Consider the following 16,785-nt stretch of genomic DNA (forward strand, 5'->3'; position numbering starts at 1 on the left):
ACGAGTCGATGATTTGAAAAAGACTCTATCCTTCAAGAAGGATAGAGCCAATTCAAACTTATTGCTCTTTTTTGAATAACCATTTGACGTTCGGTGACAGCAACGGTCGGAAAATCGTCACGATGGGTCGACTCGACAGCAACCAGACGAATCCGGTAGCGAGTAAGAAAGAAAGTCCAATCAATAACAGTGGTGACTCTGTAATGGCTGGTGGAACCGAATCTCGGAACAAACGAACGATGAACGAGTGGATCAAATAGATCGCGAGCGTCTGAATTCCGATCTGGTCGAACCGTTCACCGAACGACCGATGCGGTACGAGCAGGAGAACGGAGAAGATCATGATAGTGCTGATGGCGTAAAGAAACAGTTGGATTGCCACTCCCTTGAGAAGCGGGACTTCGAATTCACCATACGTATCGCGGTAAAAGAGCCAGACCGTGTCAAACCCATTTTTTGTCCAGAGAATCATGAAGACGGCAATCAAGAGTGAGATGATCAGTCCGGTCAACCGCCCGATCGGTGCTGTCATCTGTTTTCGCCAGCCGGTATCAGTTAACCAGCCACGCTCCTTGACGAGATACCCCATCAAGAAGAACGGATAAAAGCTGACGACTTTTTGTAATGATAGGAAGTTCGTGATCGAATCTGGATTGGCGTTGATCAATAAGGCGAATAAGACACTGACGATCAGCGGAAAACGCATCGCTAGAAAAGCCGGTGTGACGGTCTGCCAAATGATAATGCCGAGCAAATACCAAAGTGTCCAGTTCGGAACGAGTGGATGAAGTAATCCATCGAGCATTTCCCGTAAGGAGTCATCCTGCGTGTAAGATAAATAAATTTCGTGAATCGACTGCCAGAGAAAATAGAGAACGACGAACGCGATGATTCGTTGTGGTCGCGCTTGTTTGAAGAAATAGCCACTCATGAAGATGAAGGCTGGCATATGCAACAGGTAAATGACGTTATATGCCATCTTGACGACATCATTTCCTGGTAAGTCACGGAACGTCTCGATCAAGTGACCAAAGACAACCGTGAAAATGAGTAGCACTTTATAGTTTCCAAGCCAATGATCGTACATAGGAGCGGTCACTGGTTTGATAGCAGTGGTCATTTTTTTTCACCAAGCAGAATTTGATCGACGAACCGGGCACTCGATTTCCCGTCCTGATGCTCGAAGAAGTACTCCGCGAATGCTTTGACGTTGTGCATTTCGAAGTCTTGATTTTTAATTCGCTCAATCAACTCTTCTGATGTCTTGACGATCGGACCAGGTACGAATTCCTCGAAATCATAGTAAAAATCGCGTTTCGAGATATAGTCTTCAAGATCGTACGCGAAGAACAACATAGGTCGATTCAATAGAGAGAACTCGAAACACGTCGATGAGTAATCCGTGATTAAAATGTCTGAGACGAACAGCAATTCATTGATTTCACGATGATCCGTCAAATCAAGGAAGAAGTCGGCATAGACTTCAGGAATCTCCATCCGACGACGGATGAACGGGTGGAGTTTTAGGACAAAGACATACTCCTCATGAAGTGCTTCATACAACGCATCGAGATCCAGCTGATCAAAATCATAATAGGCACTCTTCGCACCATTTCCTCGGAATGTCGGAGCAAACATGATGACTTTCTTTTGTTTGAAGATTGGATATTCCTCATAAATACGTGCTTTCGCTTCCTCGATGAACGGTTGATCGAAGAACATATCCGTCCGAGGAATACCGGTCGCGATAACTTGGTCTTCCCGTAAACCAAAACCTTCTGCGTAATGACGGGCGACATTATGAGAGCTAACGATCGCTTTCGTGTAGTTCCGGTGACTGAGCGAGTTCGCACTTGGACCACCTGGTTTTCCGAGGCGACTGTAACCGAACGTCTTGAAGGCGCCAACGGCATGCCAGACTTGAACGAGGTCACTACCTTTACGAATATTCAACGGATAGATCATCGGATAGAAATCATCGACAAGAATCGTCTTTGCTGTCGCTAAGTGATACGGCAGCGCAAACTTATCACGCCAATCACGGCGAGACTGGAGATTCGGTTTGAAGAACGTCTTCACGTCGAGATTGAGATTGCGCCGCTCGACTTCATCCAAGATATAGGCGAAGTTACCACTAATATCGCTTCGTGAGTCGGAAGCGAGGATGACTTTATTCTCTTGGATCGGTTGGGTCCATTTCGTGACGTTATAAATCGCCTTGAACGTAAAACGGCGGAACTTGAACGCCCGCTTTTTCATGTTTTTCTTCCATTTCTTATACCGATCGATGACTTGAACTAAACGTTTCGATTCGCCTTTTTTCAGGGAATGGAAACCTAAAGAGTTGCTGTATTGTGAATACTGCACGACAAGTTCGTATTCAAGTAAGATCAACGCGTTACTATGTTTCGTATCAACGCGGTAAGCGATAGGAATGAGTGAACGTGTATCACCAAAAGGCGCTTCATGTAAGATCGTCTTTCCTTGCACGATGGCGAAAAAAGCATCAAAATAACCCATCGGCAACGGACGACCCGTTGTTGTAATGTGGTTCAAATTTAATTCGCCTGTAAAGGACTCTTCCGTCCAGTCTCCTTCAAATGGAAATCGGCAGATGAACGTCCGTTTATTTCGTTTGTTCCGAAAAACGATGGCACGTTCGAGTGGTACCGATACTTCAACAGGTTCAGACTGAATATAGTCGTCGACCGGTTCCTCGGAATCAGTTTGATGCAATATAGAATTTTCAAATAATGTTTGTTCGGCGTGCAAAAAATCAGTCAATCCGCTTAAACGTGCTTCGAAACGAAACGTCGTTCCGGCTAATTCCAAGTAGGTGACCTCGGCATGTAAAGTAGGCATAAGTGTCTCTTCTGTCAAAACCATCTCTCCTCGCTCGAATAATTACATTACATTTACACAATAACGATAAAATTTTAAAATGCAGTTGAACATAGTATAGTGAAACTAGAAATCACCACTCATTATATCGTGAGACATTAAAATTAATAGGGATTTCTTTATTTTTTTGTGTTTTTGTAAAATAACAGTTTAATACAGACTGGATCATTACAGATACCCTGAACGATAGGGAGAGAAAACCGACATACGATTATTTCATAAGGGAGGGAAGCAGGTCGTCTCGTGCGGAATAGGTAACGAGACACTGCGTCAGAAGATGATTTATGCAGCCATTTTAGCTGGAGGAAAAGGAACACGAATGGGGAATGTCGATCGCCCGAAACAATTCTTATCGATCGGAGAACGTCCGATCATCGTCCATACAGTAGAAAAATTTTTGTTACATGAAGATTTTGACCGCATCATCATCGTCACACCGACTGCTTGGATTAACTATACACGCGATATTTTGGAAAAATACATCGGAAAAGATGACCGTCTTGTCATTACACCGGGTGGACAAGATCGAAATGAATCAATCATGGCAGCGGTGAACTGGATTGAAGAGAAAAACGGTCTATCTGAAGAAGACATCATCGTCACACACGACGCCGTCCGTCCGTTCCTGACGCACCGCATCATCAAGGAAAACATTGAAGCGGCGCAAGAATTCGGTTCATGTGATACGGTCATTTCTGCAATTGATACGATCGTCGCGTCAACGAACGGCAAAACGATCACGGATATTCCAGTACGGGATCAAATGTACCAAGGACAAACGCCACAAAGCTTCCAAATCACGAAGTTAAAATCGCATTATGAGTCGCTTTCAACGGAAGAACGGGCGATTTTGACGGATGCGTGTAAGATTCTTCTTCTGAAAGGAGAAGATGTGGCGCTCGTCACAGGAGAACTGTTCAACATTAAAGTGACGACACCATATGACCTACGGATCGCAAATGCTATCTTGAAGGAGCGGATTCATCAATGATTAATCAAGTCTATCAACTCGTCGCCCCGCGTCAGATCGAAGTGACGTATGATGAGCGGTCTTTGAATACCGATCGTGTCGTCGTACGTCCAACATATTTATCGATTTGTCACGCCGATCAACGCTATTTCACAGGTAGTCGTAGTGCGGAAGTATTGGCGAAAAAATTACCGATGGCGATGATTCATGAGGGAATCGGAAAAGTCGTCCATGATCCAAGCGGTACATTCAAGAAGGGAACACTCGTCGCGATGGTACCGAATACACCGACGGAAGATGATGATATCATCGGTGAAAACTATCTGCGCACGAGTCGTTTTCGTTCGAGTGGATATGACGGCTATATGCAAGACTATGTGTTCTTGAAAGCGGATCGCCTTGTTGAGGTACCGGTCGATCTTGATCCTGAGGTCGCGGCATTCACTGAACTTGTCAGTGTATCGGTCCATGCCTTGACTCGCTTTGAAAAGATTGCGCACCCGCGCCGTGAGACGTTCGGTGTCTGGGGAGATGGAAATCTTGGTTTCATCACGGCACTTTTGTTGCGTAAATTATATCCGGAAGCAAAACTATTCGTCTTCGGTAAAACCCAGTCGAAGCTCGACTACTTCTCGTTTGCGGACGAGACATATCACATCGACCAGATTCCAGCTGATGTCTCCTTCAACCACGGTTTTGAATGCGTCGGTGGAATCGGTAGCCAATATGCGATCAATCAGATGATCGATTACATTATTCCAGAAGGCACGATGGCTTTGCTCGGTGTGTCAGAAGATGCCGTCGCGATCAACACGCGGATGATTCTTGAAAAAGGACTGCGTGTCTACGGATCAAGTCGAAGTACACCGGCTGATTTCGCACGGACGATGGAATTGTATCAAACTCATCCGGACATTCCAGCCTATCTATCGAATCTGGTTTCGGGCGTATTCCAAATCCGACAAATCGAAGATATTCATAAAGCGTTTGAAAACGATTTAACGAATCGCTTCGGAAAGACGGTCATGGAATGGTGCATGTGATGATATGCGCTGAAAAAGAGGAGAATCGTCTATGAAACAAAAAATTCGGTTATTGCAACGACGGACGGTCCACTATTTGCTTGCTATGACATATTGGTTGACGAAGCGACTGCCGATCCAATCAAAGAAAGTCGTTTTTGCGACCTATCGTTCCGATCGTCTCGTCGATAACTTTCGTGCCGTCTACGATGAACTAGAGCGACGCGATTTAGGATATGAATACGTTTTTTTGTTGAAACGATTTCCTCAATCGTTGGTGGGACAAATTCAATACGTCTTCCACATGATGCGAGCGACGTATGAATTAGCGACTGCCCGTTATTTCATCATCGATGATTATTATTATCCTGTATATGTCTCGTCCTTACGGAAAGGAACAGAAGTCATTCAGCTGTGGCATGCTTGTGGAGCCTTTAAAAAGTTCGGCTATAGTGTGCTTGATAAATCCTATTCGCCGGATGATGATTATTTGAAGATGGTCCAGATTCACCGGAACTATAGCAAGGTCTATGTTTCCGGTGAAGCATGTATCGCACCATATGCGGATGCTTTCGGAATGACGCAGGAACGGATCTACCCATTAGGGGTTCCACGGACGGATCAACTACTGAACACAGCACGCCAAGCCCGTGTGCGAGAAAAGTTGTATGACCGATATCCAGAATGGCGCAAGAAACGAATCATCTTACTCGCGCCGACGTTCCGAGGAAATGGACAAACAACGGCACATTACGATCAAGAGCTCGATTTTGAGAAGTTTCGTCGTGAGCTTGGACCGGATACAGTCCTCTTGCTTCGCATGCATCCGTTTGTTCTTAATCCACCAATCGTACCGGACGCGTATTCGGATCAAATCATTAACATGACAGACTATCCGGATATCAATGATCTGATGCAGATTGCGGATATTCTGATCACGGATTATTCATCTGTCATCTTCGAGTTTGCCTTGTTGCAGAAGCCAATGATTTTCCTTGTTAACGATTTGCAGTCGTACAAAGCAGAACGCGATTTCTATTTCCCGTATGAATCCTTCGTACCGGGACCGATTGTCTCGACGTTCGAAGACGTCATCGCTTGGATTAAACGCGGGCAATTCGATACGCAGAAGATCGAGACGTTCGCGAATCAGTTCTTTACGTATCAGGACGGGGAAGCAACCAAACGAATTGTCGATCATTTGTTATATGACACGATTCCGGAAGCACCTGTCTATACGAAAACGCCGGTATGAACACAAAAAAACGTTCCGATTGCGTCTCCATTTGGGGAGAGAGACGTCATCGGAACGTTTTTATTTTGAATTGGGGCTTGATTGGCGCGAGCAGGGGTAGCTCGCAGAATGCGCACCTCTTAAAAGTGCGTCAACTTGTCCTTCAGGGACGTTCTCGGTTTGACAGGTGGAACGAGGGCTGGCCAGCCGATTTGAATGACGCCGAGAACCCGTTCATTTTCTGAAGCGTGAACGATTGAAGCATATTCTGGTGTAAACCAATGTTTTCCGCTCTTCCAGCAGCAACCAAGGCCGCGCTCTGTCGCCACCAACTGTAGATTTTGAATCATGGCAGCTGTTGCGAGTGTATCCTCTAGCTGTTGATCCGGTGTCCCTTGTACCTGACAAAGTACTGTTAAGTAAACCGGGACTTCCCGTAATTTTTGTTCAGCCTGTTGACGTTGTTCAGATGTTTTCGTCTCGAATTGACCACGCGCTGTCAGTAACTCCATCAAAGCATCGACGTACCGAGTTTGTCCCTCTTCGATTGCGAGAACAAAACGCCAAGGTTCTCGTAATTTATGATTCGGGGCATACATCGCCGTTTCGAGTAATGCCTCTACTAATTCGACTGGAACTGGTTGTTCCGTATAAGACCGGATGGACCGGCGTGTTTCAATCACTTGTTGGACATGCATCCGTTTCATCTCCTCACTGAGTACTTTTTCACTATAGATGATAACGATTATCATTGTCAATGTTATTTGTCAGAAAACAAAAAGACGATTCCTAAGAAGAAATCATCTTTCGTTGAATTTGTATTAAGAGGCTTTTCGTTCCTCTTCTTGAGCAACAGTCGTTAGTTTCTTTTTCATGAGACGAATCCGGTACAACGCAAATAAATAATGGGCGAAATAAATCGTAAATCCCAGGAAAAGCGTTAATGCTACATGAATCTGAACGCCAGGAACAGCATGAAGCTGAATGAAGAGCAAGACAGCCATTGCCATCGTATAGAGCACCATTTCCACCGATTGTGGCATGACGCGTTGACGTTTTAGGAAAAAGGAACGCATGAGTGGTAGGACGACGAGACTGACGAGACGATCGACCAGACCGATGACGAGCACACTGATCACCATCGCTAAACCATTTTCAAAAGTGATTAATCGTGGAAAAACAAGATATGTGACGAGTAATAGTGGTCCAACTAACAAAAAGATTGAAATCGAGGCACGTGCAAAGACGAAGAGCCCGTTGACACTTGTTAAAAAGGCGCGAAAAATCTTTTGCGACCAAGGCGATGGTCGACCGACTTGCCAAGCAAAACAACAAGCAAAGATAAACGCATAAAATTGCAGAAAGGCAACCATAAAGCATCTCCTTTAGATATGAAACTCATTGTCCCTAGTGTATCGATTTTAAGAGAGAAGTGCAAAGAAGAACTTTTCACGAAGTATAGCAAAAGACCAGCTGATATGACATCAACTGGTCCTTCATGAATCAATCCAGATTTGGTTCTTTTTTTCCGTGCAAGAAGAAGGACAGAATCAATGCGAGCGCAGATAAAACGGTCGCAATCCAGAACGCGTCAGTGATCCCTTGGATCGTTGCTTGTTTTGTCAGCATCGTAAACCAACTCGTTGAAGCAGCTTGTGAGCTACCCAGCTGTTGTCCAAGATCGTTTAAATGTTGCGAAAGCGTCGGGTCGAGCGTCGTGAACTGATTCGCATCGTCTGCCAAGTGAGCCGTCGTTTGACGGGTCATGACGGTGACGAGAATTGCCGTTCCGATGGAGCCGGCGACTTGACGAAGTGTGTTTTGGGTTGCGTTTCCGTGCGGGATCATCTTCATCGGTAAAGCGTTCATACCGGCAGTCATGATCGGCATCATGATGAATGCCATACCGAATGACCGAAGCATGTAGATGCCCATGATGGAATAATACGACGTATCCATGTTTAATTGCGTCAATTCCCATGTCCCGTACGTCATCAACGTCAAACCGAAGATAGCGAGCGGTCGAATACCGAAGCGGTCAAATAAACGACCGGCAATCGGTCCGGTGATTCCCATGATTAGTGATCCGGGCAAAAGGAGAAGACCTGAATCGACCGGTGAAAAACCACGAATGCTTTGAAGGTAAATCGGTAAAAGCAACATCCCACCGAACAACGCCATCGTGACGATGACATTGATGAAGAGGGTAAATGAAAATTCCGGAACCTTCAAGACGCGAATGTTTAACATCGGATCTTCCATCGACAGCTCACGCATTGCAAAAGCAGCGATTCCGATTAAACCGATGACGATCGAGCTGATGACGATCGGACTATCCCAGCCGTCATTCCCGGCTTCACTAAATCCATAAAGGAGACTGCCAAACCCAATCGTACTGAATAAGACACCAAGTGCATCAAAAGAAGGTTTCGAGAGTGGCTGTGTCAGTCGGAACCAAGCCGTACCAAGTAGCAATGTCACTAATCCAAAGAACGACATCGCATAAAACATGACGTGCCAATCATAGTTTTGGATGACATATCCCGTGATCGTTGGTCCGACTGCTGGAGCGAGAATCATCGCGATTCCGAGCATTCCCATGGCAGCGCCACGCTTATGCGGTGGGAACAATGTCATGAAGACATTTGATCCTAGTGGCATTAAGATACCAGCACCTGCCGCCTGAACGACACGCCCGATCATCATGACCGGGAAGTTCATCGCCATCGAACAGATGATTGATCCAAAGAAAAAGAGTGTCATCGAAGCGAGGAACAACTGGCGGAACGTATAACTGCGCATTAAAAAAGCACTGATCGGAATCAAGATCCCGTTGACGAGCATGAAACCTGTCGTCAACCACTGGGCAGTGGACGTCGACACGTTGAAGTCATTGATTAGAACCGGTAACGCGACATTAATCAACGTTTGGTTCAAAATAGCAATGAACATACCAATCAGTAAGACCGTCAGTACTTTCGGAATACTGACGTTTTCAGTCGATACTTGTTTTGAAGGTGCTGCGACTGGTGGTGTCACGGTCATCGTCGGTTCCGTCTCGAGGGACTCCTCAAGTGTCGGTCCGTCAGTGGCCAGTGCGATGTCGGATTGACGATTCCGGCGGGCGATCCAGTTGACGCCGATGATGATCAGAATCGTGAACGCACTATATCCGAACAAGAAGGTAGTAGACATGAACGTCCCTCCTTAATCCTTATGAATGCGGACGGTCACATTCATACCAGGTCGAATGTCGAGTGATTTTTCTTGCGAGAGTGATACTTTAACTGGAATGACTTGTGCGACTTTCGTGTAGTTCGCATTTCCGTTTGAAGAAGGCATCATCGAGAACGTCGAAGCTGTCGTCATTCCGATCTGTTCCACTTCACCAGAAAGTGTCGTGTCAGGATAGCTGTCGACATACACGTCAACGGTTTGTCCGACTTTGATTTCATCGATTTCTGTTTCTTCGATGTTCGCTGTGACCCAAAGGTCGTTTAAGTCAAAACCATAGGCAAGTGGTGTACCGGCTGCGACGAAGCCGTTCTTTGTCGCCATCGACTGAACGATCGTTGCCTTCGCAGGCATCGAAACAGAAAGATCTGTTGGTTTTTGTCCAGCTTGCGCAGTCATGATGTGACCAAGTGTTGCACCGCTGTCGAGCGATTCGCCTGTTTTAGCAGACCAGTCCGTTAATTTACCAGCGCTTGGGCTAGCAATCGTTATCATTTTGCCATCGATTTTCGCATTGTCTGTTTTGACATAGCTTGTTGCTTGATCGTAATAGTAGTATCCGACGACCCCACCACCGATCAAAACGATGAGTGTAACGATATTAATGATTAATAATTTTTTCATACTCATGGGTGTGTTAGCATCCTTTCTTGTGTACAATCGATTCAAAAAAAGTACTCCTCTGGGGGGAGGAGTAATTAATATAGTTAATTATATGGATAGTTAGATAACAAACAACCAACAATTTCCGACAAAATGTTGGAAAAATAAATGATAACGGATTCATTTTTAAAAAGATGATGGAAAAGGAGTGAAATGCACATGAAAGAGAGCCGTGATCCACGACCAAAACGGTCACGTGACCGTATTACGATGGAATTGTTTCGTTTACTGAAGACAAATAGCTTTTCGAGCATCACCGTCAAGATGCTGACGGATGGGGCGGGTGTGAACCGCTCGACCTTTTATGCGCACTACACAGATAAATATGATTTGCTTGACCAAATCGTTGAGGAACAGATGATGGCGCTCGAACAAGCGATTCGGATTACAGGTACAGGCACTGTATTTCCGACAGTCGAACAGGTCAGTCGTTATTTTGCTCGTTTGTTCATTCACATTGAAGAAAACGAATTGTTTTACCAGACGATGCTCGTTCAAGGTCCTATCAAAACGTTCATCTCACGTTTTCTTGATACGTTGAAAGAAAATTATCGCCTCGTCTTTCGATCTCAAGTCGCAGAAGATGCGACTTTCGTCGATCGGGACTTGTTACTGAACTATGTCATTGGTGGACAGTTAGGATTATTGATTTCCTGGTTGCGAAACGGTCGACCATATTCATCCGCATATATGGCGGAGCAATTGAGCCGGATGATCGTCTTTGGAACGGTTGAAAGCATCGGTTTTCCGAAAGAAACGGAATAAGGTCATAGAAAAAGACACTCCCGCTAGGAAGTGTCTCGTATTCAAGCTTGTCGGAAGGCAAGTTCCTTCGTATAAATCGTACTTCGGTTTCGTCCGCTTTCTTTTGAGTAATACAACGCTTTATCTGCTTGTTGTAATGCTTCAAGAGACGTATGGGAACCACTAGAATGTGCAATCCCAAGCGAAATCGTGATTTGCAGATCAGGTACGTCTGCCGTCGGGAACAGGTTGCGTGCGACCGTCATCCGAGCCAACTCTGCGATTTTTTGAGCTTCTTTAGCTGTAGTGCTTGGTAAAATGATCAAAAACTCTTCACCACCGTACCGTCCGACGAGGTCATCCGGTCGTGTTAAGGAAGCGAGTGTCATGCCGAGTTGACGTAGGACATCATCCCCGGCGTCATGACCATATGTATCATTGACGTGCTTGAAGAAGTCGATATCAATCAAGACAAGTGAATACCCTTGATCCGTTGAACCGACAAGTGACAGTGAATCATCGAGACGGCGCCGATTGGCAAGTCCAGTCAAAGCATCCGTCATCGCTAGTTTTTGTTGATACTGAATGTTTTCGAAGTGACGGCGTAATTCCGTCAGCAGTCGAAAAGCAACAAAGCCAGCCAATAGATTAAAGAAGATATAAGCGATTGAAATTTTAAAGAATGTCGACCAGCTGTTTGTCAGGATATAGATGGCAGGTAACGAATAGAGAACACCAATTGACACCAATAATTGAAAATGGCGTGTCGAGACATGAACGAATCGACGTACGATTCCGATCGTCGTAATGATTAAGACGATAATCAGTGTGGACAGATAAAAACCCTCCATTTGATCGACGGGTGTCAAAAAGTAACGTGTCCCGATGATCATTATACCGGCGACGATGGCGCTCGGGAAACCACCGAATAGCATAGCGATCGCGACTGGGATGATTCGTAAATCCACACGGGCGACATCAATCTGAATGCCATTGAATATCAACAAAACTGCAATCAGACCACAGACACTTCCCAATATGAGGCGTGTACTCCAGCTGGAATTCAGCGAAATACGTGGTCGATTCCGAAATGGCAAGAATAAGAGAGTAATCGTCGTGAACAGTAGACAAAAGTTAATGATGAATTGATTCATGATGGACAACAAATCCTCCCAACTCCCCCAGCTAACAGATTTCCATATATATACTCCAGTATACTCATCTAGGTAACGGTTAGACAGAGGTAAATGTTTAGATAAAACATAAAAAACGGTAGAAAATCTACCGTTTTTTATGAAGACGAAGTGAGCGTATCCTCATCCATCGTCAGTAAAATCTTATCGAAGACGCGAATCATCGTTTCCAGTTCTTCTTCTGTTAAAGTTCCGAAGCGATCTTGTAAATAGTTTCTTCGGACGACCTCGAGTTCCCGAAAAGCACGCTCTCCGTCATCCGTCAAAGCGAGGACAATCGAGCGACGATCTTCCGTCGAACGCGTCCGTGTGACATATCCTTGTTTATAGAGCTTATCCGTTAAAGCAGTGACTTGACTCGTCGCCAGCTCAAATTGTTCCGCAAGAAGTGTCGGACGCTGGGGACCGTTTTCTGAAAGACTCCGTAAGATGAAAAATTCGCTTCGGGTTGCTGTTCCTTCAAATAGTCGATTAAGTTCACGTCGCAGGGTACGAAGAATGACACGCATTTGTTCCTCGAGTCGGTAAGTCAGCAAATCACGTTCCTGTGGCATGCAAGCAGCATCCTTTCTCTCAGTGGACTTCTATCATTTAGTGTACTAAACATATCGGATTTTTACCATCTACTACCCCAGATTCAAAAAAGGCAATTGACAATTTCGTGGCGGTTTGTGTAATATGGCGTAGTAATAACTAATTTAATTCAGTTCTCACTCAACCAGTGGGATGGAGGTTGCAGTTCTTAAGAGTACGGTTACGGATGTCGTCAAGCGACAAATGAAGTGACCTGAAAGGAAGAATTGCCGAAATCAATCATCGCTTTGAAGATGATCGATTGGGATTAGATCGAATAGGTCTAATACTGTCACAAGTCGGGTATCACTTACTTGTGGAGAGCTATCTTTCACGACGGTAGAATGAGGCGCATTCATTTTATTATGTTGCGTTCTCATCTTCCATCTGGAAGATGAGGGCGCTTTTTGTTTTTTCATTCAAAAAGTGTCCTCTCAAAAAATCTAAACAGAGAGAAGCGAACGAAATGAACAAACTAGATGTGAAACAAACAACAGATTCGACAGCCGAAGGATTAAAACGTGGATTACAAGCCCGTCATATGTCGATGATCGCCATCGGTGGGGCAATCGGAACAGGACTTTTCATCGCGTCCGGTGCTTCCGTTGCAGCAGCAGGACCAGGTGGTGCACTCCTATCGTATGCAATCGTTGGTCTGATGGTCTACTTCTTAATGACAAGTCTTGGCGAAATGGCGGCGTATATGCCTGTCGCCGGATCCTTCTCGACATACGGGACAAAATTCGTCGATCCCTCATTCGGCTTTGCCCTCGGCTGGAACTACTGGTACAACTGGGCAGTCACGATCGCAGTTGAGCTCGTTGCAGCACAAATCGTTATGACGTATTGGTTCCCGGACGTTCCTGGATTTTACTTCAGTGCCTTATTCCTTTTACTCATGATCGGCTTGAACTACTTCTCCGTTAAAGGTTTTGGGGAAGCGGAGTATTGGTTCGCCATGATTAAAGTCGTCACTGTCATCGTCTTCTTAGTCGTCGGTGTTGCGATGATTTTCGGTGTCTTTACATCGGAGCCACCAGTTGGCTTTAAAAACTTTGCCCTCGGGGATGCGCCGTTCGTCGGTGGTATTCCTGCCGTCATCGGAATCATCCTCGTTGCTGGATTCAGTTTCCAAGGAACAGAACTAGTCGGAATTGCCGCAGGTGAATCGGAAAATCCGAAAAAAAACGTTCCAAAAGCAGTCAAACAAGTCTTCTGGCGCATTTTACTCTTCTACATCCTTGCGATTTTCGTCATCGGGATGCTCATTCCGTATACGAGCCCGAACTTGGTTTCCAATGACATCACGGACATTGCCGTTAGTCCGTTTACGCTCGTCTTTGAAAAAGCAGGTCTTGCGTTCTCGGCAGCACTCATGAACGCCGTCATCTTGACATCTGTTCTATCTGCCGGTAACTCAGGTATGTATGCTTCCACACGGATGCTGTATACACTTGCTCGTCAAGGAGATGCACCAAAGTTCTTTGCAAAAGTGTCGAAAAATGGGGTACCGCGTAACGCCTTGCTTGCAACAGGAGCAATCGGTGCGCTCTGTTTCTTAACATCGATGTTTGGTGGACAAGTCTACCTGTGGTTACTCAATGCTTCAGGTATGACAGGATTCATCGCATGGCTCGGAATTGCGATCAGTCACTATCGTTTCCGTAAAGGATTCCTTGCACAAGGTCATTCGTTGAAAGATTTACCTTACGTTGCACCAGCGTTCCCGTTCGGTCCGCTGTTTGCATTCGGTCTTTGTTTCCTTGTCATCGTTGGTCAAAACTATGCCGCATTCCTCGCGGATCAAATTGATTGGGTCGGAATTGCCGCAACGTATGTTGGTATTCCATTATTCCTTGCCTTCTGGTTAGGACATAAATTCAAAAACCGGACGTCAATCGTTCGTTATGACGAGATGGACTTCCCGGAACATCCACGTCAATCATAATGTGTGAACCACCTTCTAATGAAGGTGATTGAGATTGAAGACAAAGTGCAATTTTTCTCTGATGAGTCTGATGAGAAAGATTGCGCTTTTTTGTTCGTTTCGAATCGTTTTCCTGGGACAAGCATCGCGTCGCTTCGCTGCAGGGTCGCTCTTGCTTGTTTTTTCCTAGGAAGCGATGTCGAGTGAACAAAACGCTTCTTTGATTCTCCTTCCGGGTATAAAGAAGAATGACACGTTACACGCCACTCCTACAGGAAAAAGCACAATTTTGCGCTGTCAGAGACAAACAAGACCAGTTTTCCTGCTTGAATGAAGCGGGAAAACTGGCTTGTGTCTCGCCTGAGGAAAGGGCGAGAAGACGAGTCATTTTTGAGTCAGTCCATTTTCTGCAATCGGAACCACCTTCTATAAATGAAGGTGGTTTTTTGTTCCTAAAAAAGAAAACGTTTTCTAAAATATAGTTTTGAAAAAGTATAAAAAAGGAATCAATGAATACATATTTGAGAATAGGAATTTTGAAAAAGAGAGGGAGGGAGATACATGACTACATCTGAATTATTTTTTACATTAGGTTCTGCAGCATTTTTCATGTTGCTCGTTGCTTACATATCGTACCGGTTGACGCGCGGGAAAACACAAGGTGTTGATGAGTACTTCTTAGCAGGTCGAGGGCTAAGTGGCGTGTTCATTGCCGGCTCGTTACTGCTGACCAATTTATCAGCAGAGCAGTTGATTGGGCTCAATGGGCAATCCTTTATGGGGAACATGTCAAGTATGGCATGGGAAGTCACAGCGGGCTTTGCTGCGATCATCATGGCCATCTATCTACTTCCGAAGTTTCTTGGACTTGGTATCTCGACGTTACCGGAATACTTAAGTCACCGTTATGATGAGACGGTTCGTCGGATGACAGTTTTACTCTTTTTACTCGGATATATGTGTGTCACGATCCCTTCAATGCTGTACTCAGGTGGGATTGCTGTCTTGCAGTTGTTCGATGTCCCTGAGTTGTTCGGCCTCAGCTATACGCAGTCCCTCTGGTTAGTCGTTTGGGTCGTCGGGATCATCGGAGCGATTTATGCGATTTTTGGAGGACTACGTGCGGTGGCTGTCTCCGATACGTTGAATGGGATCGGACTCGTCTTCGTTGGATTCTTAGTTCCAGTACTTGGCTTTATTGCGCTTGGTGACGGGAATCTCCTTCAAGGGGTGAAGACGATTGCAACTGTGCAACCGGAGAAGCTGAACGCAATCGGAAGCTCAACCGATGCCGTTCCGTTCTTCTCGATATTTACGGGAATCTTATTCGCAAATTTATTCTATTGGTCACTAAATCAATATGTCATTCAGCGTGTGCTCGGCGCAAAGGATTTAAAAGAAGGTCAAAAAGGAGTCTTAATGACAGGATTTTTGAAGTTGTTAGTTCCAGTCTTCATGCTGATTCCTGGAATCATTGCTTATCACTTGTATGGAAATACACTGACGAGCGGTGATTTATCATATCCTCGACTGATTACAGAATTGCTGCCAGTCTCGATGATGGGATTTTTCTTAGCTGTCTTACTCGGAGCCGTCTTCAGTTCGTTTAACTCGCTTTTAAACAGTATTGCAACACTTTTCGTACTGGATGTCTATCAGCCAGTGTTTGCGAAAGAGGCAAGTGATGAACATCTGATTCGCGTTAGTAAATGGTTTGGAACGATCGTTGCCTTGATTTCTTTCATCATTGCGCCGTTCTTAATGTATGCACCGGACGGCTTATGGAGTTTAATCCGACAATTCACAGGATTTTTCAACATTCCGATTCTTGTTATCGTATTAATGGGGATTTTCATGAAACGAATCCCGGCGATTGCAGCGAAAATCGTCATCATCTTTCACGTGTTCGCATATTACTTATTCGTCTTCGGTTTCAAACAACTGTTCGGTTGGGATCATGGCATTAGCTATATTCATGGGTACGGTATTCTACTCGTGATTGAAGTATTGTTCATGGTATTCATGGGGTATCGTTATCCAGCAGTCCAGTCAAAAAAGGTCAATCGACTACACTCTGTCGAGCTCATTCCATGGAAATTCGCGATTCCAGTCTCAATCCTATTATGTACATCTATCGTTTGGACGTACGTTTTGTTCTCAAAGATCGGACTAGCTTCGACAGTAGGCATCGTATCAACTTGGTTTTGGCCGGTTACGTTGGGGCTTGCTATTGCAACGATCATATTATGGCGTGTGTCGCTAAATGCTTGGGAAGCGAAGTACCGGACCTATCTCGAAGAAGAGTATCGTCAAGCTGAATAATC

General features: G+C 45.1%; 14 protein-coding genes and 1 riboswitch. Of the genes, 6 read left to right on the top strand and 8 right to left on the bottom strand.

All coding sequences use genetic code 11. From position 1 onward, the window contains the following. Positions 1-58 precede the first annotated feature (58 nt). Both Q7C19_RS11360 and Q7C19_RS11365 read right to left on the bottom strand, forming a co-directional pair. Positions 59-1,099 carry an acyltransferase family protein gene (locus tag Q7C19_RS11360; RefSeq protein ID WP_375092172.1) on the bottom strand — a complete coding sequence of 347 codons (1,041 nt, stop codon included), beginning with the start codon at positions 1,097-1,099 and terminating at the stop codon, positions 59-61. 17 nt (positions 1,100-1,116) lie between these two features. Further along, positions 1,117-2,862: a CDP-glycerol glycerophosphotransferase family protein gene (locus tag Q7C19_RS11365; protein WP_375092173.1), complete on the bottom strand. Its 1,746-nt coding sequence runs from the start codon at positions 2,860-2,862 to the stop codon at positions 1,117-1,119. Positions 2,863-3,178: 316 nt separating this feature from the next. Here Q7C19_RS11365 and Q7C19_RS11370 point away from each other — a divergent pair, with 316 nt between their 5' ends. Genes Q7C19_RS11370 through Q7C19_RS11380 form a run of 3 tightly spaced genes read left to right on the top strand, consistent with a single transcriptional unit; the run spans position 3,179 to position 6,148 of the window. Then, the gene (locus Q7C19_RS11370; RefSeq protein ID WP_050677332.1) at positions 3,179-3,892 is read left to right on the top strand and encodes an IspD/TarI family cytidylyltransferase; all 714 of its coding nucleotides are present in this window, start codon (positions 3,179-3,181) and stop codon (positions 3,890-3,892) included. Continuing rightward, positions 3,889-4,914 carry a ribitol-5-phosphate dehydrogenase gene (locus tag Q7C19_RS11375; RefSeq protein ID WP_290748420.1) on the top strand — a complete coding sequence of 342 codons (1,026 nt, stop codon included), beginning with the start codon at positions 3,889-3,891 and terminating at the stop codon, positions 4,912-4,914. Before Q7C19_RS11370 ends, Q7C19_RS11375 begins: the two co-directional genes overlap by 4 nt. A gap of 31 nt (positions 4,915-4,945) precedes the next feature. Beyond that, entirely contained in the window at positions 4,946-6,148 is a 1,203-nt protein-coding gene (locus tag Q7C19_RS11380) for a CDP-glycerol--glycerophosphate glycerophosphotransferase (protein WP_035411510.1), read from the top strand. Between the two features lie 119 nt (positions 6,149-6,267). Here Q7C19_RS11380 and Q7C19_RS11385 read toward each other — a convergent pair whose 3' ends face one another. The 4 genes from Q7C19_RS11385 to Q7C19_RS11400 form a co-directional block, all read right to left on the bottom strand. Next, on the bottom strand, positions 6,268-6,825 hold the full coding sequence (locus Q7C19_RS11385; RefSeq protein WP_035411506.1) for a nitroreductase family protein: 558 nt from the start codon (positions 6,823-6,825) through the stop codon (positions 6,268-6,270). A 123-nt stretch (positions 6,826-6,948) separates the two neighbouring features. Continuing rightward, positions 6,949-7,500: a hypothetical protein gene (locus tag Q7C19_RS11390; RefSeq protein ID WP_035411503.1), complete on the bottom strand. Its 552-nt coding sequence runs from the start codon at positions 7,498-7,500 to the stop codon at positions 6,949-6,951. A gap of 130 nt (positions 7,501-7,630) precedes the next feature. Further along, the gene (locus tag Q7C19_RS11395; RefSeq protein ID WP_290748413.1) at positions 7,631-9,322 is read right to left on the bottom strand and encodes a DHA2 family efflux MFS transporter permease subunit; all 1,692 of its coding nucleotides are present in this window, start codon (positions 9,320-9,322) and stop codon (positions 7,631-7,633) included. A 12-nt stretch (positions 9,323-9,334) separates the two neighbouring features. After that, on the bottom strand, positions 9,335-9,991 hold the full coding sequence (locus Q7C19_RS11400; RefSeq protein WP_056064483.1) for an HlyD family secretion protein: 657 nt from the start codon (positions 9,989-9,991) through the stop codon (positions 9,335-9,337). Between the two features lie 192 nt (positions 9,992-10,183). On the opposite strand from Q7C19_RS11400, the gene Q7C19_RS11405 reads away from it, so the two are divergent. Then, on the top strand, positions 10,184-10,789 hold the full coding sequence (locus tag Q7C19_RS11405) for a TetR/AcrR family transcriptional regulator (RefSeq protein ID WP_290748409.1): 606 nt from the start codon (positions 10,184-10,186) through the stop codon (positions 10,787-10,789). Positions 10,790-10,830: 41 nt separating this feature from the next. Here Q7C19_RS11405 and Q7C19_RS11410 read toward each other — a convergent pair whose 3' ends face one another. Beyond that, complete coding sequence (locus Q7C19_RS11410) at positions 10,831-11,922, bottom strand: diguanylate cyclase (protein WP_290748406.1); 1,092 nt, start codon at positions 11,920-11,922, stop codon at positions 10,831-10,833. A 137-nt stretch (positions 11,923-12,059) separates the two neighbouring features. Beyond that, positions 12,060-12,515 carry a MarR family winged helix-turn-helix transcriptional regulator gene (locus Q7C19_RS11415; protein ID WP_290748404.1) on the bottom strand — a complete coding sequence of 152 codons (456 nt, stop codon included), beginning with the start codon at positions 12,513-12,515 and terminating at the stop codon, positions 12,060-12,062. A gap of 165 nt (positions 12,516-12,680) precedes the next feature. After that, positions 12,681-12,869: riboswitch (Lysine riboswitch) on the top strand. Between the two features lie 131 nt (positions 12,870-13,000). Here Q7C19_RS11415 and Q7C19_RS11420 point away from each other — a divergent pair. Together Q7C19_RS11420 and Q7C19_RS11425 are read left to right on the top strand one after the other, a co-directional pair. Beyond that, complete coding sequence (locus Q7C19_RS11420; protein WP_375092174.1) at positions 13,001-14,482, top strand: amino acid permease; 1,482 nt, start codon at positions 13,001-13,003, stop codon at positions 14,480-14,482. Between the two features lie 540 nt (positions 14,483-15,022). Then, the gene (locus Q7C19_RS11425) at positions 15,023-16,783 is read left to right on the top strand and encodes a solute:sodium symporter family transporter (RefSeq protein ID WP_375092175.1); all 1,761 of its coding nucleotides are present in this window, start codon (positions 15,023-15,025) and stop codon (positions 16,781-16,783) included. Positions 16,784-16,785: the final 2 nt, after the last annotated feature.

Origin of the sequence: Exiguobacterium sp. PHA03, assembly GCF_041945985.1 — a bacterium.
Taxonomy (GTDB): Bacteria; Bacillota; Bacilli; order Exiguobacteriales; family Exiguobacteriaceae; genus Exiguobacterium_A.